Genomic DNA, 22,675 nt, shown 5'->3' with positions numbered 1-22,675 from the left:
TTCTGGCTTACTCGTTCTCAGGGCTGAACTCATGCACCCAGACTCTCATTTTCGGCAGCCAAGGCATTCCCGGGTGGTAAGAAAGGATGGATTGCTTATACTCCTCCACCGTCTCAAAGCCCTCCTGGCGAGCATGTTCATCGGTTAACTCACCCAAGGATTGGGAATATACATTGTTAACCACGAATTTTTTATCCTTTAAAACCATAACTTCTCCTACATCTGCATATCTTCCATTTCTGCGTGTAGCCGTTTTCTGGCCATTAAGCACTTTTTCAACATCCGCTTCCATCGTTACCAGACGATCAACCGAACAAGTCTTTGGCGGCAGTGTATTATTTGTCATTTTATAAATCTCCTTTCCAGCGATAGTCACTAATACTGTAACATATCTGTAGGTCAAACTGTTTTAAAAGTTTGAATCTGTTGAATTTGCCTGTTGATTTCCGCTGCAGACGCTCGCTTTCCGCGGGCGGTCCGGGAGCCTCCTCGGCGCCATGTCGCCTGTGGGGTCTCCCTTGACTCGCTTTTCCCGCAGGAGTCTCGCGCCCTCCGCTACAATCAACATAACTGCAAAAATTATAATTAGCTTTAACAATGCCAAAAATAAGAAACAATATATATTTTGATCTATAGAAAAAGAGGTGCTGTCACCCGCACCTCCTTGCCTTACTATATTTCAAAAATGGACAGCTTTCCTTTTCCTAACGTATTAGACTTGATCCTAATGAATAGCGGCAGGATGATCAAATCGTACACCTGTTTCCTTGATTTTGTGAATTTTGAAAATAGCCGTATTGGATATATGTTATCATTCAAGATAACATCAGTTGTCAACACTTTCCGAAGCTAGGACGTTATGAACTTTTTAAAGCTCTATAAAAGGATTCGAGAAAAATTATGCATAAGTTTTCTCAAATGCTACAAAAAAAGGACTAAAAATTAGCCATTATTCTTTTATCTTGGTCTTGCGACAATTCCATTATGGACCTTAATATATCCATGTCGAAGGATGTCAAAGCCTCCTTCATATACATAAAGACCAATTGAAAAAGGTTTTAAATGATAGAGGCTGACTAACAGCACAGCCCCCAATCGGTTATTTTTTAATTATATTTCCTGATAATTTGGTTAATGACCTCAGAGAATACGAGACCAATTGCAATCGCGCCTGAAAAAATAAATGTTTTCGCCGCAAGCTGGAGCGCTACATTATAGTCATTCTCAACAAAATTCCTCATTGCGTCGTAGGCGAGCCCTCCTGGAACCAATGGAATGATTCCGGCAACGCTGAAAATAATCACAGGTGTTTTATATCTTTTTGCAAAGTACTGGGAAACAAGCCCGACCACTAAGGATGCAATTAATGCCGCTAAAGCACTGTCGACATAATTGTCTGCCAGGAAAATATAAAATGCCCAGCCGATCATCCCGCTCAGCCCGCATTGAAGCAGCGACTTTTTTGGTGTGTTAAATAGGATGCCAAACCCTGCAGAAGCAATAAAACTAGTTATAAGCTGTGCTATCATCTATCTGGTACCTCTCACTTAATAAAATGAAAAAACAACCGCTATCCCTGTGCCTATAGCGAAGGCAGTCAGGAAGGCCTCGGCGCCTTTCGAAATACCGGAAACCAGGTGGCCAGCCATTAAATCCCGGATCGCATTGGTAATAAGAAGGCCTGGAACCAGTGGCATTACAGACCCAATAATAATTTTATCTAATTCAAAGCCCATCCCAGTAGAGACAAATAAGATTGCAACTAAACCTATAACAGATGATGATAAAAATTCAGCAAAGAATTTAATTTGAACTAAGGCGTGCAAATACAGTAAACAGGAAAACCCTAGCCCGCCAGCAACCATCGCCGGAATAAAATCATTCCACATCCCCTGAAACATAATCAGAAAACAGCCGCTGGAAATGGAAGCAGCCGCAATCCGAACCCAGATTGAGTAGGCCATTCCTGCCTTTTCAGCTTCTTTTAATTCATTCAGCGCTTGCTGGACCGACAGCTCACCGCTGCTTATCCTCCGGGAAATGCTGTTCACGACCGTTACCTTCTGCAAGTCGGTTGACCGCTCAGAAATCCTAATCAACTTGGAAGGGTCATCGCCATCAATTGAAAAAATAATCCCGGTTGGTGTAACGAAGCTATGTGACTCGGGAATGCCATAGGAGGCCGCAATCCGGAACATCGTATCTTCCACCCGATATGTTTCTGCACCGCTTTGCAGCATTATTTTTCCGGCTAATAAGCAAACCTCAATAATGTCCCTATTTTTCGGTGAAATGCTCTCCACATTCATCTCTCCTGCATCCATCATTAAAACTGCTTCTATCATATACAATTTTCCACGAAAAGGGTATCTATACGGTAGGAGCTACTCATTTGGTTTGCCATATTCTTACCATAGTCTAAAATGACAAAGACCCTATCCCGAAACCGGGACAGGGCGAGTTACTGAAAGGTAAAACACCTGACAATGCCGTCTTTTGAAAATATTTTTTAATGGCCGCCAAGATAAGCCATCTTGACCTGTTCACTGGCTGTCAGCTCTTCTGCTGAGCCTGACAGGACGATTCTGCCGGTTTCGACAACATAAGCACGGTGAGCAATGGAAAGTGCCAAATTCGCGTTTTGTTCTACAAGCAAAATGGTGGTGCCGGTCTTGTTGATTTCTTCAATAATGCGGAAGATGGTTTTAACAAGCAGCGGGGCCAGCCCCATCGATGGTTCATCTAACAGGAGCAATCGCGGGCGTGCCATTAAAGCACGTCCCATAGCCAACATTTGCTGTTCTCCCCCTGAAAGGGTTCCCGCTTGCTGCTTCAGCCGTTCAAGCAGCCGGGGAAACAGTTCATACACTTTTTCCATATCCTCTCGAATGCCAGCTTTATCTTTTCGCAGAAACGCCCCTAATTCCAGGTTTTCTTCTACTGACATATTGGCAAAAATGCGGCGTCCTTCAGGAACATGGGAAATTCCTTGTTTAACAATGGTTTGAGCCGCTTTCCCATTAATAGTTTTTCCTTCATATACTATTTGGCCTTGCTTAGGCTTCAATAGGCCTGAAACCGTCTTAAGCAATGTACTTTTACCGGCTCCGTTAGCTCCAATTAACGTGACAATTTCACCCTCATTGACTTCAAGAGAAACATCACGGATTGCCTGGATATTTCCGTAAAATACATTTACATTTTTTACCTTTAGCATTATGAAACCTCCTCGCCGAGATACGCTTCGATGACTTTTGGATTGTTTCTTATTTCTTCAGGCGTTCCCTGTGCGATCAGCTGGCCGTGGTCAAGCACATAAATTCTGTCACAGACACCCATTACCAGCGGCATATCATGTTCAATTAACAAAACAGTCAGGCTGAAACGTTCACGGATAAAGGCAATCAGATTCATCAATTCCTTTGTTTCGTGCGGGTTCATCCCGGCTGCAGGTTCATCAAGGAGCAGGAGTCTTGGATTGGCGGCAAGGGCACGCGCAATTTCCAACCGTCTCTGCTGGCCGTAAGGAAGATTTTTCGCCTTCTCATCCTTAAAGCCATCCAGATTGAATATCTTTAGGAATTCAATAGCCTTTTCATCCATTACCTGTTCACCGGAAAAATGGCCAGGCAGTCTAAAAATTGAGCTGATAGCCGTATGTTTGGCAAGAGAATGGTAGGCAACCTTTACATTGTCGATAACCGAAAGCTCACTGAAAAGACGGATATTCTGGAATGTACGGCTAATTCCCTTTCTTGTTATTTTAAAAGGGGGCAGTTTATTCAGTTTTTCGCCATTCAGCAGGATTTGTCCTTCTGTAGGGACATATACGCCAGTGAGCAGATTGAAAAAAGTTGTTTTTCCTGCCCCGTTTGGACCGATTAGGCCGACCAGTTCTCCCTGAAACAGCTCTGCATTCACTCCAGACACAGCCTTTAATCCGCCGAATTGGATTCCAACTTGATCGACTTTAAGCAACGGTGTGGTGGTTTCCATCCTTAGGACCCCCTTCAACATTCTTGCGTTTCTTGAAAAATGATGTAATTTCCTTTGTGCCCATAAGGCCCTGCGGACGATAAAGCATCATTACGATCAGCACAAGGCTGTAGATGATCATTCGTGTTTCGGGATAATCCTGCAGGAATGTGGAAATGATCGTCAGCAGGATTGCAGCAATTACGGCACCTGACATGCTGCCAAGACCGCCAAGCACAACAAAGATTAAAATATCAAATGACTTCAAAAAGCCGAAGTTAGACGGCTGGATAATATAGAAGTTGTGGGCATACAGCGCTCCCGCAATACCTGCAAAAAATGAGCCAATAACGAAAGCCACCACCTTATAATAGGTCGTATTAATCCCCATTGCATCAGCGGCCGTCTCATCCTCACGAACAGAGATACACGCCCTTCCATGTGTTGAGTTTGTAAAGTTAGTAATTACAATGATCGTAACCAAAACAGAAACAAAAATCCACGGCCAGGTTGTCATGTGGGAAACCTGCATTCCGCTTGCCCCACCGACATAATCGATGTTCAGGAAGATAATTCGGACAATCTCTCCGAATCCAAGTGTCGCAATGGCAAGATAGTCGCCTTTAAGCCGCAAGCTCGGAATCCCAATTATAAGACCTGCAACTGCAGCCACAATACCGCCTGTAACAAGCGCCAAAGCAAATGGAAGCTCCAGCTTCATAGAGATAATGGCGGATGCATACGCACCGACTGCCAGAAACCCGGCATGCCCAATGGAGAACTGGCCAGTAATACCGATGATTAAATGCAGGCTGACAGCTAGAATAATGTTAATACCAATAAAAAATAATGTATTAATATAAAAATCATTTATTAGTGCTCCGTTAATCAGGAATTGTACCACTACAAAGAAAACAATGGCTAGCAGTATAGAGAGCCAAAAACCTTTTGCATTTTTAATGTTAGTCATCACTTGCTCCCTCCCCTATACCTTTTCTCTTCTATTTTTCCCGAACAAACCGGACGGAAGGAAAATCAAAATCAGAATTAGCACAACAAAGGCTACTGCATCACGCCATAAGGAGTATCCGAAGGCGCTAACAAGCGATTCAATCAAGCCGAGCAGCAGGCCTCCTACCATTGCTCCTGGAATAATTCCAATTCCTCCAAGCACGGCTGCAACGAACGCTTTCAATCCGGGAAGGACCCCCATTAACGGTTCAATCTTAATATAGTAAGTTCCAAAGATAACACCCGCTGCACCTGCTAAAGCAGATCCAATCGCAAATGTTGCTGAAATCGTATTATCAACGTTAATACCCATAAGCCTGGCAGCTTCAGCATCAAAGGATACTGCGCGCATTGCCTTTCCGATTTTGGTCTTATGGACGATAAATTGAAGAATCACCATGAGTACTATTGAAATAGTAAGAATGAATAAAGACTGGCTGCTTATCGCAACTCCAAAGATATCGATGCTGCTTGTGGGAAGAACATCTCCCGGGTAAGCTTCCGGCTGTGCGCCGCGGAAGTAAATAACGCCGTATTCAATTAAAAGTGATACCCCAATTGCTGTGATCAGCGCTGCGATGCGCGTTGCATTTCTAAGCGGTTTATAAGCGATCCGTTCAACCAGGATCCCGAATAGTGCACACACTACCATAGCCAAAATTAAGGCTGGGAAAAATGACATATCTAAAATTGTAATAGCATAAAAACCTACGAAGGCCCCGACCATAAATACATCCCCATGGGCGAAGTTTATAAGCTTGACGATACCATAAACCATTGTATAGCCTAGTGCAATCAAGGCATATATACTGCCGAGGGATATTCCGTTTACTAGCTGTTGTACAAATTCCATTCTAGCCTCTCCCCTTAGTGCTGCTGTATTTCCTCTCTTTGTAACAATGAATAGGGGGCAACGCCCCCTATTCAAGTGTTGGAAATATCAAAATTGTGATGTTTAGAAGCTGACTGAGGTTCAGCTCTTTTTTTATGGATTGATTTTTGTGTTAAATTCTTGTTTTCCGTCTTTGAATTCAAGAATGGTCGCAGATTTTATCGGATCATGGTTTTCGTCAAGAGTGAACTGGCCGGAAACTAATGAAAGATCCTTTGTTTCAGCAAGGGCCTTTTGAATTTTTTCAGGGTCAGTGCTTCCAGCGCGCTTGATGGCATCTGCAAGGAAGTATGCAGTGTCATAGCCAAGTGCGTGGAATGCATCTGGAGCATCTTTTTTGTACTCTGCCTTAAACGCAGCTACGAAGTCCTGAATTTTCTTGTCTTCATCACCAGAAGAGTAGTGATTTGTAATGAAAGTGTTGTTTAAAGCATCGTTGCCTGCGATTTCAATCAGCTTAGGAGAATCCCAGCCGTCGCCGCCCATGAATGGTACATCAAGGCCGAGGTCACGTGCCTGCTTCACGATCAGACCAACTTCTTCATAATAACCAGGAAGGAAAACGAAATCTGGCTTAGCAGATTTGATGCGAGTCAATGTTGCACGGAAATCTGTATCCTTTGCAACATAAGCCTCTTCAGCTACAACTTTTCCGCCATTTTTTTCATAGACTTCTTTAAATGACTTAGCAAGTCCCTTGGAGTAATCACTTGCACTGTCGATGAAGATAGCAGCTGTTTTAGAGCCCTTTTCCTGTGTTGCAAAGTTTGCTGCAACAGTTCCCTGGAATGGGTCGATAAAGCATGTTCTGAAGATATATTCGTTTAGCTTATCGCCCTTTTCACCCATAGTTACAGCTGGGCTTGTACCTGTTGGCGTTATTAACGGGATCTTCTTATCTGTTACAATCTGCACCTGAGCCAGTGTATTTGTACTTGTAGCAGCACCGACAATGGCAGCAACTTTATCCTGGTTTACTAATTTAATTGCACCGTTTGTTGCTTCAGAGGCTTCAGATTTGTTATCGAACTTAACAAGCTCGATTTTCTTTCCGTCAATTCCTTCTTTATTAATTTCTTTAAGACCTAGTTCCAAGCCTTGTGCGATAGATTGGCCATAAGATGCCACACCGCCTGATAACTCAAGGTTGGCACCAATTTTAATAGTGTCTCCGCCCCCGCCTGACGATGAACCACCGCTGCTTTTCTCACCACCGCAGCCTGCCAATAGGCCTGTAGTTAATGATAGCGATAGAAAAATTCCTGCTAGCTTTTTCTTTTTCATACTGAATACCCCCATTTTCTCTTGTTTTATTTCAATGCATCTCCTGTTACTAACTAAAAATTGATAATAAAATTAATATTCTGAAATTATATTACCTGATAATTTCTATTTCGTCTAGATAGTATTTTGGTTCTAACCAAATATATTTCTAAAATTCAAATAAAATGTCTTCTATTTTCATAAAACCATATATTAAGTCGGCATGGAAGGATAGAAAGGGATGCAAACACTTGCAGAATTTACTCTGCAAAATAGTTCATATTGTACAGCTGTAACTCTTTAAAAATATCACTTTTAAACAATAAATTAGTAACGTAGTATAGCATTTACTGTACTAAAGCAAAAACATATTAAAAATCATGCTACTAATTATTGTGGTTACATTACTGTTAAGCGGGAATATTATTCTATAGCAATGTAAAACTTGAGGTGAAGACGTAAAATGATCTATTTAGATAAAAAACATAACCCAGCAAGAAACCGCAAGTTAATAGCGGGATTAATTGGCGACGTACGTTCTGAACGAGAAATCATTCTGGAAAGAGACAAGCTTTTCAGCAAAAATAGCAAGGTTAACCCTTTTTTCGAAGAACAAAAACAGGCGGATATTTCACCATCATCTATTTTCGGAAGGCTGAAAAAGAAATTATTCGGCCTTTTTTGTAGTTTAGAAGATGATGATGGTCCGGCGACTGCTGCCACTGGGGATGTATATCCTGAATGGAAAGGGCGATTAGACCAAGAATACGATGATTTATTCCGCAAAACAAAGCGAGAAGTGAATGTGAAAGACTTTGGGGGAGTGGGAGACGGGATCACTGACAATACGGAAGCCTTTCGGAAGGCATTCGGGAGCGGCAAAGTGAAGGTAGTTGTTCCTGCAGGAGTTTATATTACAAAAGGGATCAGGCTGCCATCATGGACATGCCTTATTGGCGAGGGAAAAGGAAAGACCATTATAAAATTGCATAATGATGCTCCAAAAGGCAGGCGGCTGATCACAAATGCGCATCATTGGAAAGGCAACCGAAACATACTTGTTCAGGGTATGAGCCTGGATTGGAATGTGGAGAGACTGGGCAATGCCGAAAAAACGAGTACCTTTGGCAATCATTCCAGCTGCTTGACCTTTGCCAATGTCACCTATGGGTGGGTGAAGGATGTGGAGGCGATCAACCCGGGTCTGCATTGCTTTGATATATCTTCCACCCTCTATAATTATTCTGGTGATGGCATCAGGGCACGCGGAGGAAGCAAATATGTGTGGCTGGACAATTTGAATGGTTATGGCTTCGGCGATGATGGCATCACGACTCACCATAGTGATGACATTATCATTTCAAATTCACATATGTGTGACCCAAGCGGTCGGGCCCATGCAAAGGGGTTTTCCAACTCTAATGGGATAGAGGTAGATGACGGCTCCAGGAATATATGGCTTGTGAACAATTCAACTGCCAGATGCTTCGGAGGGGTGGAGGTAAAGGCCCACCATAATTCCTCAGCCGCAGCAAACGTTTATATCACCGGACACCTTTCTGTTAATGACAACCGTTCCTATAATTTCCGACATATTGGCCACCATAAAATGTCTGACCCGGAATCTAAGACTGCCTTTAATATCAGGGCGGCGAATATTGTCGCGGTTGCTCCCGTTTTCACAGATTTATATTCAGGATCTACGCCGCGCTGCATGGTTGTAGCCGCCTATAAAAATGTTGCCATCAATAATTTTACTCTAATTGGTGATCCGAAATATGATTACAAAGGAAATCCAATGATTGCGATTCAATACAGGGCCAGAAATGTTACGCTCAACAATGTTAAAATCAAGGATTTTACTACAGCAGGAAGTGACATTAAGGTTTTCGGAGGGGACAATCGGGCAGATGACGTGTTAATCCAAAGCATTTCCAGTGATAAGCCCGCCAGAAAGGCCATCGCAATAGGACAAGGAATACAAAATATTCACGTTAGTAAAGTTTAGCGGCCGATTTTCAAAAAGCCGCCTGTAGAAAAAACCCGGTTTATCTCAAGAAATAAATCGGGTTTTGCGAACTCAGAATTACGCTTCCACAATTTCGAGGGTTACAATGACTTTAAACAAGTCGGCATCGACCTCAATATCGAGACTCCCGCCATGCAGGTCAGCGATTGATTTGGCTATCGCCAGCCCTAGCCCGGAGCCTTCGGTATGCCTCGACGTATCACCGCGCTTAAACCTTTCAAACAGTTCATCTGTGTTTTCACCAATTTCATATTTGGCGACATTTTTAAAGGCTATTATGGCCTGATCTTTTTCTGCTTTAAGTGAAATATAGACCCTCGTATTTTCCAAGGAATACTTTAAAATATTGCCTATTAAGTTATCAAACATACGCCAAAGCTTCTGTCCATCGACAATTGCGTAGACAGGCTTATCCGGATTTGTCACTCGGAATTGCAATGTTGATTCCTTAATCGTTTCATTATGTTCAGCAAGTGCCTGCTGCAAGAGCTGAACAATATCAACTCTTTCTTTTATTAGGTCCACACTCCCGCTTGCCATTTTTGAGGCTTCAAATAAATCATCGATCAGTACCTTCAGCCGTTTTGATTTCCGGTCAATGATTTGAATATAAGAGTTTCTGTCTTCCTCTGGCAGATCAGGAGTTTTTAATAGTTCAGTATACGTAATGATCGAGGTTAATGGTGTTCGCAGATCATGGCTTACATTAGAAATCAGCTCCGTTTTTAAGCGCTCACTTTTCGCTTGTTCCTTTTGCGAGATCTTCACGCCCGTTTTTAGTGTATTAATATTTCCAGCAAGCTCAGCGAGAGCGGATCTTCCCTTTACCGGCAAATCCTGAGGGTATTGGCCTCGTGCCAGTTCACTTGTGGTGCTGGCAATCTTATTAAAATAGCCTGTGCGCTTGAAGATTATAAATACAATCGGCATCCCGATAAAAATCATTACGGGGATTGTTACAACAAATACAGCCGGCTGTATCACTGACACTGTGACCCCCACTCCCGATACAAATACAAATGCCAATAATAAAAATGTCTGTGTCCCAGTCTTCCGGTTTACAAATGCTTCTTTAACCGCCTTGTATCCTCTCGGCAGAAAGCTCCTCTTCCAGTCTTCCTGGAGCCTGGGAGAATCCTTAAATCGCTCAGTCAATAAAATCCCCTGCATAAGGGTCAATAAGACAAAAAGTGCTTGGACAAAAAGGCCTGAAATAATATCATCTATAACATAATAGTTTAGATCATAAAAGATATAATTACTGTTTGCCAGCACTAAAAGAGTGATAAAGCCTGTAAATCCCAATAACATCGTTCTTACGTCGATTGGAATCCGGTTATAGTATGGCCTTACGAGTTCCATAGCTGTGACAAATGGTGCTTTTGAAATTCTTTTATATAAATAAAGGCTTATCAAAAGGGCAGCAAGGCCGGTTAATGTATAGATAAAGAACACTTGTTGGTTGTTATGGTAAGTGTGATACCCTGCCAGTACTGACGCGGAAGACGTTACTGACCACTTTGGAATGGCAATTACTCCTTCAAACAATCTTGCATCTTGTTTCACAGATGGCATAGCGAACTCATTCTCATAATCAAAGAAGCTGTTGCGTCCTTCTGTGGATAGGTAGTCAGTTCCTTCGGATGGATAGCTGCGGATAAACAGCATATCACTTTTTGTCATTACTTCATCCTTAACGGTTTCCATCGATTCATCTTCGGAAATATTTAGATTAGTATAAACATCTTCCGTTTCAGTATTTTTTAAATAATATTTAAAAGCAGCTTTATATCTTAAAAACTCTGCACGGTTATTTTCCTGATCATTGTAGTAGTTTTCAATTGCCTGTTCCTTTTCTTTTAAAACTTTTTCCCGCACATATTCATCACTGGAAAAATTATTGGAGATGTCTTCTATCTTCTTATCCCTTTCTGTGATTAATGCCTTGGCTACTGCGTCGTTCTTAGTGTATTGCGCTTCTTGTATCCTTGACTCATACTGACCCTGAATACTGGCGATTTGTTCCGGTAAATCTCCATACCGGGTTCGATGCTCCTCGATCTCACTCGCTGTTACGGTCAGTTTTCTTTTTATGTCATCTTTGGTTACTTCACTTAACTCAAAGAAGGATAAATAATTTATAAATTGATCCAGCTCTGCCTCAAACTCCTCCGTATGAAAGTAGTTCTTTTTCAAATAACGATTGGCGTCCGTTACCCCCCAGACGACCCCGCTTAGCCCAAATGTAATTAGCAGGACCCAAGCTACAAGAGCAATACTACTTTTCCATTTTGTACCCAATTCCCCATACCACCTTTAAATATCTTGGATTTTTCGGATCGATTTCTATTTTTTCGCGGATTTTACGGATATGCACAGCCACCGTATTTTCGGCATTGTAGCCAGGTTCCTTCCAAACTCGTTCATAAATATCGTTAATAGAAAATACACGGCCTGCATTGGTCATCAGCAATTCGACAATTTTATATTCGATTGGCGTCAGTTTCACAACTTCTTCGTGTGCTGTCACTTCCTTCGCTGATTGGTCAAGAGTAAGGCCATTTAAATCTATAACCTTGTTTATTCCTTCGTATGTACCGAGGGTTACGTATCTTCTAAGCTGTGATTTTACCCGGGCAATTAGTTCCATCGGATTAAACGGCTTTGTTACATAGTCATCCGCACCAACTTGAAGTCCGAGAATCTTGTCTGTATCCTCGCTTTTTGCACTCAGGATAATGATTGGAATATTCTTTTGCTCACGGATGCGAAAGGTAGTCGAAATACCATCAAGCCGCGGCATCATAACATCCAGGATAATAAGGTGGATTTGCCGGCTATCCAAGATTTCGATAGCTTCAATGCCATCTTGAGCCTTAATCACAGTAATTCCTTCATTTTTTAAATATATTTCAATCGCATCGCGGATTTCCTTCTCATCATCAACGACCAATACATTATAATTGCTCATCTTTATCACACTCCTTTCTGAAGTATATCACTTCTTTTTTTGGGATTAATTACATAATAGACAACAAATCTTAACAACCAATTCGCAAAAAACTTAAGAATTTCTTAAGTTTGTCTAAAGAAAAGTGAAAGCGCCCTGTTTAAAGGAAAAACCGTTAATGTCGCAATGTCCTGTGGCCAAACGTCGACCCCGGCACATCCTCACAAAGCTGAAGCTTTGTTTCGTGTGATGTATCGCTGCCGAAGTATATGATTTCATGTCGGGGCTTTATTTGTCTCGGGGAAAACAGCTGCTTTATTTTTACTAATCGGCAAAGTGTCAACAATGAGCTTTAACAAAACCTAAAATTAAAAGCCTGAAGCGCTCTGCTTCGGGCTTTCTAATCCTGTTTATTTTTTTATTGCTCTAAATACGCGGTATCCCAGCTTATCTCCATAACTGATGATTAACTTTTGATGAGCTTCCAGCACTTCATCCATATCCGGATCGGATTTCTCAGGACTGGCTTGCTCTTCGTATTCACCTTCCTCCATTTCCCCAAAAACGGAATTAGATTTTATCATTTCAACAGAGCGAAACCCGGCAATTTTTAAAGCGTTCATCCATTCATGCTGTGTGAAAACATCGCCCATCTGGTAAAAGTCTATAATTTCTGCTTTTTCCTTTTTACTGAGTGCCTGTTCTGCAGCCATATCGACACTGATTAGCGTACCGCCGGGTTTAAGCACCCGGTAATATTCCTGAAGCGTTCTGGGAATGAGGGTAAAGATGGTGGATGATTCCGCAATGACATAATCGAACATATTCTCTGGAAAAGGAAGGCGCTCTAAATTTGCCTTAAACACTTTAACGGAAAGCTCTTCATCTAAAAATTTCTTTTTGGCCGTCTTAATCATATCGGGATGATTATCTACAGCATACACAATACAGGAAAAAGCTTTTGCGAGATAATAGGATGTTTGGCCCGTTCCACATCCGGCATCCAGGACTCTTGAATGGCTGTTTATCTTCTCATTTTGAAGCAACTTTTTTGTAAGCGCCATTCCTCCTGGATGAGCACCATCAATCTCGTAAAATGCTAAAGCATCTTGATATGCGCTAGTCATAGCATTGCTCCTCTTCTAAAAATTGGCATGGTCTATCTTATGTGTAAACGATTGGGAATGATACATCACCCAACCTTCAAAAAAATTCCAGACCCAATATGCTGTTTCCACTCTTTCCTTATGGTATTCATCCATTCAAACAAAAATTTTGGACATACCATAAAGTAAGTTTCAATATCGGAGGTGAAGTGAACATGTCAGCATCACGTTATTACAGCATGTGCAGCCGGGGAGTTGGAAAAGCTGTGGAAATCAGAACGCACGACGGCCGTACGCACCGGGGAATTATCGACCGGGTGAGTTCAAATAGGGTGTATCTTCGCCCATTCGGAAGAAGCTATGGAGGTTATGGATACGGCTGGGGCTGGGGCTGGGGCTTTGGTGCAGGAATCGCGCTGGGGGCTATTGCAGCATTGGCTTTCATTCCGTTTTTCTGGTAAAAATGCAGAGGATTCTCAAAAGGTACCACTTTTAACAGGTGGCACCTTTTTTATTTATGACTACAGGTTTGAAAACCATCGTTAATGCCATGTGGAAACTCGGGCCATACTATTTCAGTAATGAGTGCTGAAATGGTGAATTAAGCATTCTTTTTTATTCTGGGATAGATTCATTTTTTATCCCGGTTGTTCCAGCCAAGAAAAATAGACTGTAAGCATTAATAAAAATATTTATGTTAAGTGGTTCACAGTTTCTAAGTCGTGGGTAAATAGGTTAGATATTTAAATAACCTGCTGAATAATCGAGGGGGAAGCGAAGTTGGAACGCAATCATACAATGATGCAATTTTTCGAGTGGCATGTGGACGCAGATGGAGGCCATTGGAACCGATTGAAAGAACTGGCTCCAGAGCTGAAGAGACAGGGTATCGATTCAGTGTGGATCCCGCCGGTCACCAAGGCTATATCAGGAGAAGATAACGGCTATGGTGTCTATGATTTATATGATCTCGGCGAATTTGATCAAAAGGGCACTGTCCGCACGAAATATGGGACCAAACAAGAATTGCATGATGCTATTTCAGCATGCCATGAGAACGGAATTTGCGTCTATGTTGATTTGGTGATGAACCATAAGGCTGGTGCTGATGAAACGGAAGTATTCCAGGTGATTGAAGTGGACGAGCAAGACCGGACGAAAGAAATTTCAGAACCATTTGAAATAGAGGGCTGGACTAAATTCACATTTCCTAATCGGGGTGATAAATATTCTACCTTCAAATGGAGCTTTGAGCATTTTAACGGCACCGATTATGATGTTAAAACGGAGAGAACCGGAGTTTTTCGGATAGAAGGAAAGAATAAATCCTGGAATGAAAATGTAGATAATGAATTTGGAAATTACGATTATTTAATGTTCGCCAATATTGACTATGACAATCCTGTCGTGCAGAAGGAAATGATTGCTTGGGGCAAATGGCTTGGTGATACGTTACAATGTGACGGTTACCGTTTAGATGCGATAAAGCATATTAATCATGAGTTTATCAGAAGTTTTACTGCTGAAATGCTTCAGCACTGCAGCGAAAGAGAATGTTATTTTGTAGGTGAGTTCTGGAAGCCGGACCTCGCAGCATGCCAGGAATTTTTGGATAAAGTAGACTACAATATTGATTTATTTGATGTGGCACTCCATTATAAATTACATGAAGCATCAAACGCAGGAAATGCGTTTGACCTTACAACCATTTTCCATGATACTTTGGTTCAATCCCATCCGCTCAATGCGGTAACGTTTGTGGACAATCATGATTCTCAGCCCCATGAGGCATTGGAATCATGGATTCAGGATTGGTTTAAGCAAAGTGCCTATGCCCTGATCCTGCTTAGAAGAGACGGGTATCCTTGTGTCTTTTACGGAGACTACTTTGGCATAAAGGGTCCGGAGCCTGCTGACGGAAAAAAAGAAGCCATTGATCCTCTGCTTTATGCCCGCTATCACAAATCATACGGGGAGCAAGAAGATTACTTTGACCATCCTAATACCATCGGGTGGGTGCGCAAAGGTGTGCCGGAAATTGAGTATTCCGGCTGTGCGGTTGTTATTTCCAATGGAGACGATGGTGAAAAAAGAATGTTTGTAGGTGAAGAACGGGCCGGAGAAATATGGACAGACATCACCCATAACCGGGAAGACAAAGTTGCCATTGAAGAAGATGGATTCGCAACCTTTCCCGTTAAAGGAGGAAGTGTCTCAGTATGGGGGCTGTGGGAGTAAATTAGTATCTATCACATAGGAGTAACACCTAAATGTATTGAAAGGCATCCATCACGGATGCCTTTTCCTGATATATAGAATATCAATGATAATTTTTTCTTACGCTGTATATTCAATCTTAACTCCGTTACATATTTTCTATATGAATCCATTACATTTTGCAATAATCAACATATAAAGAAAACCTTATTCAATAGCTCTCTTACAAAAAAAATTGAAGTTAATGTTGGTTTTGGAATCGCATTTGACGAATAAAACCGGTAACGGGTGTACTTTCAAAGAAGTTGTATTAATTTAGCGCGGTGAAGTGATGGCATCTTGGATGAAAGTCTGATATATTTAATGGAAAACATCTCGTTTAGACCAAAAGAGGCGAAATTCTAATTATGAAAAAATCCTTTGTCCTGTTATTTCTGATCCTGGCCAATCTTTTTTGGGCAGGCAATTATGTGTTTGGAAAATATGTCATAGCGGAGATGTCCCCTCTGCAGCTGACTTTTTCCCGTTGGCTGATTGCCGTGTTCCTGCTGTTCCCTCTCGCCCATTGGATTGAGCGCCCTGATTGGAAAAAGGTATGGCGTCAATGGAAGATTCTTGTGGTCTTATCCATTTTAGGTATAATAGCTTATAATTTTCTTCTCTATGAAGCTTTAAGATTTACAACCTCTATGAATGCAGCATTGGTTAATTCCATAAACCCAGCCTTGATTGTCCTTTTTTCATCATTGATGCTAAAGGAGAAAATATCCCTAAAGAACGGTGCTGGATTGTTTATATCTTTGATAGGTGTCCTTCTCGTATTGACGAAGGGGCAGCTGCAGCAAATTTTTGGGATTGATTATAATCAAGGTGATTTGATCATGATCCTGGCGATCCTGGCGTGGACGTTTTATTCCATTATCGGAAAAAAGCTGAACGGCATCCCGCCCATTTCTGCAACAGCGGTATCCGTTTTGCTTGCATTGATTATGCTGCTGCCATTTGTATTAGCCACAGATATGAATTTTCAGCTCTCCAAGCAGGCTATAATGGGGATCTTTTATATAGGTATTTTCCCATCGGTAGGATCATTCATTTTCTGGAATGTATCGCTCCGCCACATCGGGGCTAGCCGGGCAGCAGTCTATCTCAATCTGCTTACGGTATTTACGGCAATCCTTAGCTTGCTGGTGGGGAGCACCATCACCTCTATCCAAATTATTGGCGGGATACTTGTGTTTATCGGGGTTTACCTCACAAGCCAACAAAAACCTCTTCAAATATCGGAAAAAGCAGCAAACCATACTAATTAAAAAAAGCGGTTCAGCCGTAGGGATATTCCCTATATTGAACCGCTTTTAACTTTACTAAATGACTATTGAACTTTTGTAATCCGACCTTCTGTTTTGTAGTCGAATGGTTTATTTAACGTTTTCACATAATTAACAGTCGCTTGTAAATCCTCCGGTCCGACCTCTACCTCAGCAGAAAGGGGTGCAATGCCGTATTTCACATTGCCATACATATAGTTGTTTACTACAACTGTATACTCTTTCGTTTTATCAATTTTGCTTCCATCTGGCAAAAAGATATCGGCAACTTTTCCTGTTTTCGCAGCAGAATCAAAAGTGTACGTATACTTAAATCCAGCAACATGAAAGTCAAGGCCGCGATCGGTAATTTGATTATTTAATACAGTTTCCAAATCAGCCCCGCTTAACTTTACTTTGTTTAATACATTGCCAAACGGATGAATGGAGAACAACTCCCCAAATGTGACTTCACCAGCATCAAGCTGGGCACGGACGCCTCCACCATTCATTAAGGCAAAATCAGCATTCATTGCAGCTTTCATTCCGTCTGCTATTAAGTTACCAAGACCTGTGTCACCCTTCTCACCTGCTACAGAAGGATAGCCGGTCGGTAAAAGAGTTTTTGATTCGCCTACAACTTCCGCCTTAATGGGAGCTATTAAATCCTCATACTTTTTAATGATTGCTGAAACCTTTGGATCTGGTGTGTAATCCTTTTGGTAAACCGTAACTACTTCCGCTTCCTTCTTTAAGATTTCACCTGTTTTTGGATCAAGTTCCAAGTCAACGTCAGAGAATGCTGAACCGTATGAGTACGCCTGGACGATTAATTTATTATCTACTACTTTATCAACATTAACGTGATTATGGGCAGCAAAGATTACATCCACTTCATCATCTACTTTATTAGCAATCTCTGAGGCATCAAAAGCATTTAAGGGTCCACTTTGGGAGGCCGGGTTATGGGCAAGAACAACGATTGCCTCCACGCCTTTTTTCTTCAATATTTTTGTATATTTATTGATGGCGGCTGCTTCATCTGTAATTTGCAGTGTTTCATTTCCTTTTCTGACAATCATGTTAGGTGTTTCTTGTGTAACAACACCAATGAAACCAATTTTCTTGTTTCCGGCTTTTTTAATCGTATAAGGTTTTGTAATCAGTTGTCCAGTTGCACTGTCAAAGGCATTGGCTGCGACAACAGGGAAGTTCATGCCATCATAGCCGTCCGTCCCTTTTGGGTGGTCTCCTCCGTTGATCATTCGCTGCAATTCTGCAATTCCCTCATCAAACTCGTGGTTGCCAAGTGTACCTACGTCAAAGCCCATTGCTTCCATAACTTCAACAGTCGGCTCGTCCTGGAACAGAGCAGAAATCAGCGGGCTCCCCCCAAGCATGTCACCGGCATGTACCAAAAGTGTATTCCGGTTGGTTGCTTCTCGCTGCCTGATTGCTGCAGCTGTATATTCCATGCTTCCGGCAAGGGCTGTACCTAATTTTGTATCAGTATCAAGCTGACCGTGTAAATCGTTTAGACCAAGCAATTGTACGTGAATATTTTCTTTATGGGATTGCTTTGCTTTTTTATGTTTATCATGATCAGCAGCTTCTGTTTTCGCTGCCTGTACTGTGCTATCTTGGGTTGAAATGAAAGGAGCTCCAAAAAGTGTTAATGCTAGTGCTGCTGATAAAACATTCCTTACACTGCGATACTTTCTTTTATCCATCATTCATTCACCTTTCGTATAGGTATAAGATTTAATAGAAACCTATCAATAACTATATCAAAAAAGTAAATTTGAAAGTGTAAAACTTTGTTTAAACTTATGTAATGGTAATTTTATATTTTTGTAAATTATACTTTTTGTTTTTATAGAAGAATCAAAACTGCTTCACTGTTTGGCAGGAGCGACTTGTGGAATTGTGGAAAAGCACTGTACATATATTTAGCCTGACAATAAAAACTCAAGAGGAGTGATAATTTTCCCCATAATCTTCGTGCGGTCATGACAGGTTAGACCCTTTTTACAGAAGCTCCTACTGTATGACTGGCGAATCTCCATGCAAGAATTTCTGCGCCAACTGCTTAGAAGAGGCACAAAGCAGATCCAACAGCACCGCAGCAATTGCGTGTGCAATTGCCATGGATTTTGCTGAAACAATACGCTACTTACGCGAAGTTTCAAAGTCTGTAAAGGGTACACCTGATGTGTATATGGTGGATTTAATCTCAAATACCTTGAAGTTTCTGAAGAAATATGTGTGTTCTTTACATCTATTTGGAAAAATCAACACTTAAATTTTATAATGGTACAAATTGATTTCTAATCCTCTATTCATATACTTAAAGAGTATGATTTTTTTTACACATCATGAACATAGGAAGTGAACAGAAATGTCCGGATATAATCCTGAAGAACAGTACAATTATTTGCCTCCTGAACGTCAAAATAAACAAGATAAATTACAAGCTTCAGAGGATCAATATATTCAGTACGATTATCAGCCCCCTTACAGCCAATCTAACTACCCGCATCCAGTCCAGCCAAATAACCATTTCAGCCATCAGCAGCCTATCAATCAGTTCAACCAATCCTACTACCTATCTCAAAATCAAAATAATCAGCTCTATAATCAACAACCGTATGATCAATCCATCCAAACAAGTGATCAACTAACCTTGGAAGCCTATAGCCGTGCCAATCAACCGCCGGTGCAGCCATACAGCCCAATCAATCAATTGCCGGCGGACCAATTCATCCGCACATTTTATCAGCAGCCGGAATACCGGCAATCAAATTATATGTATCCAAATGTTGAAAGGCAGCGCCAGAGATTTCACCAGTTCAGAGCGATCAGACCTTCCACAAGGGATCAATTGATCGTTCCTCAAGGTTTTCAATATGACATTGTCGCTACCTGGGGCGAGGATATTGGGAATGGTGAAAAGTTCGGGTTTAATAACGATTTCACCTGTTATTTTGGAAATAATCCGAATGAAGGCGTTCTCTGGGTCAATCATGAGTATATTGGCAATCTGGGGATGTATGTTTCAGGTTACATGGGTGAGGGACAACGGACCGCAGAACAAATTCGAATTGAGAAGTATAATGTGGGCGGTTCCGTGATCTATATTAGAAAAACAGATAAAGGAAAGTGGAGTATTGTTAGAGATTCCCGCTATAATCGGCGGATTACAGCCAACACACCTATCAATTTAACAGGACCAGCCAGGGGAAGCGAGGCTGTTAATGGCGCCACACAGGTGATTGGAACATTGGCCAACTGTTCTGGCGGAAAGACGTTATGGAATACTGCCTTGAGCGGTGAAGAAAATTATGAAGGCACAGTAAAAAATTGGTCCACTCCAGAAAACCCTATGGATATCACTCATTACGGCTGGATTGTTGAAATCGACCCGTTAGATCCTAAGTCAACTCCGAAGAAACATACAGCATTGGGCCGGTTTGCACATGAGAACGCTGCAATGACGGTAGGCAAAAGCGGCCGTGTTGTCGTTTATTCCGGTGATGATGCAAACGATCAATGTGTCTATAAATTTGTCAGTGACGGAACTTACCAGCGTGATACAGGAAAGCAAAACAGCCAGCTCCTTGAAAAAGGAACCCTTTATGTTGCTGATTTTGGAAGCGGAAGATGGATACCGCTGGATATAGAAAAAACACCTGCCTTGCGAGAGAAATATAGCTCCCAAGCTGAAATACTTGTTAACACAAGAGATGCTGCAAAGCTCGCCAAAGGTACCCCGATGGACAGACCGGAGGATATTGAGATTCATCCAGTGGATGGTTCGGTCTTCATAGCCTTAACAAATAATACAAAACATGGAAATTATTATGGCCAGATAGTGCGTCTTGTTGAAGATAACAATAACCATGAAAGTACTACATTTGTTTATGAAATTTTTGCGTCGGGCGGCCCTCAAAGCGGATTTGCTTGCCCTGATAACCTTGCTTTTGATACAGCAGGTAATTTGTGGGTTACCACAGATATTTCTTCTGATAAATTAAATACAGGAGCATACAAACCTTTCGGCAATAATGGCTTATTCATGATTCCTACATCAGGAGCCAATCGCGGCAAGGCGACGCAATTTGCTTCTGCCCCGGTTCAAGCTGAATTGACTGGTCCATGGTTTGCCCCGGGTGAACAAACCCTATTCTTGTCTGTACAGCATCCTGGGGAGGAAACTGAAGACCCGAGGAACCCAACCAGCCGCTGGCCTCGGGGAGACATACCGAGACCATCCGTGGTCGCTATTTCACGGAAATAAATTTCAAGAGCTGGCCGGCCAAATTTGCTGAAACAGGCCAGCTTTTTGGTATTCCGAACAAACCGTCAGTGTTTTATTTTCACAAGACCCAGCCGTCCGAGCTATTTACGTGAACCCGGTCAACATTATAAAATCCACACAGTATGGAAACAAATCCCTCAGCATAAATTCCGTATGGACGCTTTTTACTTGACGATCCCCTTGTGTTTGACAAGAATCTGTGGACCCATTGTCCTTGTAGCATCGCCGTTTGGATACTTTTCAAACTTACTTCATCTGCTCCCATATCACCGGGACCCATTATACAGTACGGGCCAGCCACAACCTGTGACGGTCAATGACTTTATCCCTGTTAAAGCTTGTTTCATATATTCAAATGCGCCGCCCCAATTGGATTATGCCCGGACGATTTTTAAGCTAGGAAGATCCTTGATGCTTGAAACACCAGACAGCGATATTGACACCTTTGTTTCCTGGATAAAGTTCTCAAGCACTTTTTCTACGCCATTTTGCCCGCCGACTGCTAATCCGTAAACGAAAGGACGTCCGATTAACACCGCCGCCGCGCCTAGGGCAAGTGCCTTTACAACATCCGATCCTCGCCGGATCCCGCTGTCAATCAGTACCGGCACACTGCCGTTCACTGATTCAACAACATGGGGGAGGGCATCAATTGCTGAGATCACGCCGTCAAGCTGCCTGCCTCCGTGGTTTGAAACAATAAGCCCATCAATGCCATTTGCCACGGCGAGTTTTGCATCTTCGGGATGCAATATTCCCTTTAATAGAAGAGGCAGGGAAGTCCTTTTTTTCAATTCTGCAACATGCTTCCAATTTAGTCCGGGATGATGAATATTATCAAGAATTCCTTGAATGATAGAATCCGAGTCTTGGCTTCCAAGAGAGTTTAAAAATACAGGGTCTGTCTCATAATTCGCTTTTCCATAACCGAGCTTTAATGGAGAAAAACGGTTGCGCATATCTTCTTGTCGCCAGCCCATCATGACAGTATCAACTGTTAACACAATCGCTTCATAACCGGCTTCCTCTGCCCGCTTCACCATACTGAAAGAAACCTCTTCATTGTTTGACCAATAAAGCTGAAACCACTTTGGGCCCTTAGCGGCAGCGGCGACCTCTTCCATTGAATAACTGGCAACTGTACTCAATACGACGGGAATCTGGTGCTCAGCAGCTGCTTTGGCAACCGCTAAATCGGCTTGCTCATCAGCCATCTTCAGCATGCCGACAGGAGCAAGCAGTAATGGATGGGGGTATATTCGTCCAAACAAGTTAATACTTGTGTCCAATCCTGCAACATCACTTAACACCCTTGGCACGATTGAAAGCTTTTTAAAAGAATCTTCGTTTTTTCTGAGCGTCTCTTCCCCGCCTGCACCCGAACGGACATAACCGAAAGCCCCTGCCGACATTTTCTGTTTTGCCCCTTGTTCAAGCTCCTCGTAGGAAATTGGAAAATACTCTTCGGAGCCAATGTTTTGTAATATTGCATCCACATTTGCTGTACTCATAGCCTTACATTTCCACCCTTCACGAAAATCGAATTTTTATTTTATTTAAAATAATTGGATACCTTCTCTATAATCATGAGTTATGCGAATCAA

18 protein-coding genes are annotated in these 22,675 nt (G+C 42.0%); 5 read left to right on the top strand and 13 right to left on the bottom strand.

What is annotated here, in order from left to right; genetic code table 11:
* Positions 1-7: 7 nt before the first annotated feature.
* The 8 genes from D0469_RS15750 to D0469_RS15710 form a co-directional block, all read right to left on the bottom strand.
* On the bottom strand, positions 8-346 hold the full coding sequence (locus D0469_RS15750; RefSeq protein ID WP_117327671.1) for an ASCH domain-containing protein: 339 nt from the start codon (positions 344-346) through the stop codon (positions 8-10).
* A gap of 760 nt (positions 347-1,106) precedes the next feature.
* A complete protein-coding gene (locus tag D0469_RS15740) occupies positions 1,107-1,529 on the bottom strand; it encodes a threonine/serine exporter family protein (RefSeq protein ID WP_117327669.1) in 423 nt (140 codons plus the stop codon).
* Between the two features lie 18 nt (positions 1,530-1,547).
* A complete protein-coding gene (locus tag D0469_RS15735; RefSeq protein WP_117327692.1) occupies positions 1,548-2,309 on the bottom strand; it encodes a threonine/serine exporter family protein in 762 nt (253 codons plus the stop codon).
* A gap of 200 nt (positions 2,310-2,509) precedes the next feature.
* A complete protein-coding gene (locus D0469_RS15730) occupies positions 2,510-3,217 on the bottom strand; it encodes an ABC transporter ATP-binding protein (protein ID WP_117327668.1) in 708 nt (235 codons plus the stop codon).
* Positions 3,217-3,996, bottom strand: a complete 780-nt coding sequence (locus D0469_RS15725; protein ID WP_117327667.1) for an ABC transporter ATP-binding protein — start codon at positions 3,994-3,996, stop codon at positions 3,217-3,219. The genes D0469_RS15730 and D0469_RS15725 overlap by 1 nt, the downstream gene beginning before the upstream one ends.
* Positions 3,971-4,945, bottom strand: a complete 975-nt coding sequence (locus D0469_RS15720; protein ID WP_117327666.1) for a branched-chain amino acid ABC transporter permease — start codon at positions 4,943-4,945, stop codon at positions 3,971-3,973. The genes D0469_RS15725 and D0469_RS15720 overlap by 26 nt, the downstream gene beginning before the upstream one ends.
* Before the next feature lie 15 nt (positions 4,946-4,960).
* Positions 4,961-5,839, bottom strand: coding sequence for a branched-chain amino acid ABC transporter permease (locus D0469_RS15715; RefSeq protein WP_117327665.1), 879 nt, complete (start codon positions 5,837-5,839; stop codon positions 4,961-4,963).
* 132 nt (positions 5,840-5,971) lie between these two features.
* Positions 5,972-7,162 (bottom strand): ABC transporter substrate-binding protein, encoded by a 1,191-nt coding sequence (locus D0469_RS15710; protein ID WP_117327664.1) that lies wholly within the window; start codon positions 7,160-7,162, stop codon positions 5,972-5,974.
* A 442-nt stretch (positions 7,163-7,604) separates the two neighbouring features.
* On the opposite strand from D0469_RS15710, the gene D0469_RS15705 reads away from it, so the two are divergent.
* Positions 7,605-9,149: a glycosyl hydrolase family 28-related protein gene (locus D0469_RS15705; protein ID WP_117327663.1), complete on the top strand. Its 1,545-nt coding sequence runs from the start codon at positions 7,605-7,607 to the stop codon at positions 9,147-9,149.
* A gap of 78 nt (positions 9,150-9,227) precedes the next feature.
* Here D0469_RS15705 and D0469_RS15700 read toward each other — a convergent pair whose 3' ends face one another.
* The 3 genes from D0469_RS15700 to D0469_RS15690 form a co-directional block, all read right to left on the bottom strand.
* Positions 9,228-11,471 carry a HAMP domain-containing sensor histidine kinase gene (locus D0469_RS15700; RefSeq protein ID WP_117327662.1) on the bottom strand — a complete coding sequence of 748 codons (2,244 nt, stop codon included), beginning with the start codon at positions 11,469-11,471 and terminating at the stop codon, positions 9,228-9,230.
* Positions 11,449-12,141, bottom strand: coding sequence for a response regulator transcription factor (locus tag D0469_RS15695; protein ID WP_117327661.1), 693 nt, complete (start codon positions 12,139-12,141; stop codon positions 11,449-11,451). The genes D0469_RS15700 and D0469_RS15695 overlap by 23 nt, the downstream gene beginning before the upstream one ends.
* A 389-nt stretch (positions 12,142-12,530) precedes the next feature.
* Positions 12,531-13,247: a class I SAM-dependent methyltransferase gene (locus D0469_RS15690; protein WP_117327660.1), complete on the bottom strand. Its 717-nt coding sequence runs from the start codon at positions 13,245-13,247 to the stop codon at positions 12,531-12,533.
* Between the two features lie 194 nt (positions 13,248-13,441).
* Here D0469_RS15690 and D0469_RS15685 point away from each other — a divergent pair, with 194 nt between their 5' ends.
* The 3 genes from D0469_RS15685 to D0469_RS15675 all read left to right on the top strand — a co-directional run bounded on the left by D0469_RS15685 (position 13,442) and on the right by D0469_RS15675 (position 16,756).
* Positions 13,442-13,687 carry an LSm family protein gene (locus D0469_RS15685; protein ID WP_117327659.1) on the top strand — a complete coding sequence of 82 codons (246 nt, stop codon included), beginning with the start codon at positions 13,442-13,444 and terminating at the stop codon, positions 13,685-13,687.
* 319 nt (positions 13,688-14,006) lie between these two features.
* The gene (locus D0469_RS15680; protein WP_117327658.1) at positions 14,007-15,464 is read left to right on the top strand and encodes an alpha-amylase; all 1,458 of its coding nucleotides are present in this window, start codon (positions 14,007-14,009) and stop codon (positions 15,462-15,464) included.
* A 386-nt stretch (positions 15,465-15,850) separates the two neighbouring features.
* Complete coding sequence (locus tag D0469_RS15675; RefSeq protein ID WP_117327657.1) at positions 15,851-16,756, top strand: DMT family transporter; 906 nt, start codon at positions 15,851-15,853, stop codon at positions 16,754-16,756.
* Between the two features lie 62 nt (positions 16,757-16,818).
* Here the strand turns inward: D0469_RS15675 and D0469_RS15670 are convergent, their stop codons facing one another.
* Entirely contained in the window at positions 16,819-18,486 is a 1,668-nt protein-coding gene (locus D0469_RS15670) for a 5'-nucleotidase C-terminal domain-containing protein (RefSeq protein ID WP_117327656.1), read from the bottom strand.
* 665 nt (positions 18,487-19,151) lie between these two features.
* Here D0469_RS15670 and D0469_RS15665 point away from each other — a divergent pair.
* The gene (locus D0469_RS15665) at positions 19,152-21,050 is read left to right on the top strand and encodes a PhoX family protein (RefSeq protein ID WP_117327655.1); all 1,899 of its coding nucleotides are present in this window, start codon (positions 19,152-19,154) and stop codon (positions 21,048-21,050) included.
* 395 nt (positions 21,051-21,445) lie between these two features.
* On the opposite strand, the gene D0469_RS15660 is transcribed toward D0469_RS15665, so the two are convergent.
* On the bottom strand, positions 21,446-22,582 hold the full coding sequence (locus D0469_RS15660) for an alpha-hydroxy-acid oxidizing protein (protein ID WP_117327654.1): 1,137 nt from the start codon (positions 22,580-22,582) through the stop codon (positions 21,446-21,448).
* Positions 22,583-22,675 lie beyond the last annotated feature (93 nt).

The organism is Peribacillus saganii (assembly GCF_003429095.1).
Taxonomy (GTDB): domain Bacteria; phylum Bacillota; class Bacilli; order Bacillales; family DSM-1321; genus Peribacillus; species Peribacillus saganii.
The sequence above is the reverse complement of the archived record's forward strand: the minus strand, read 5'-3'. Positions and strand labels throughout refer to the sequence as shown.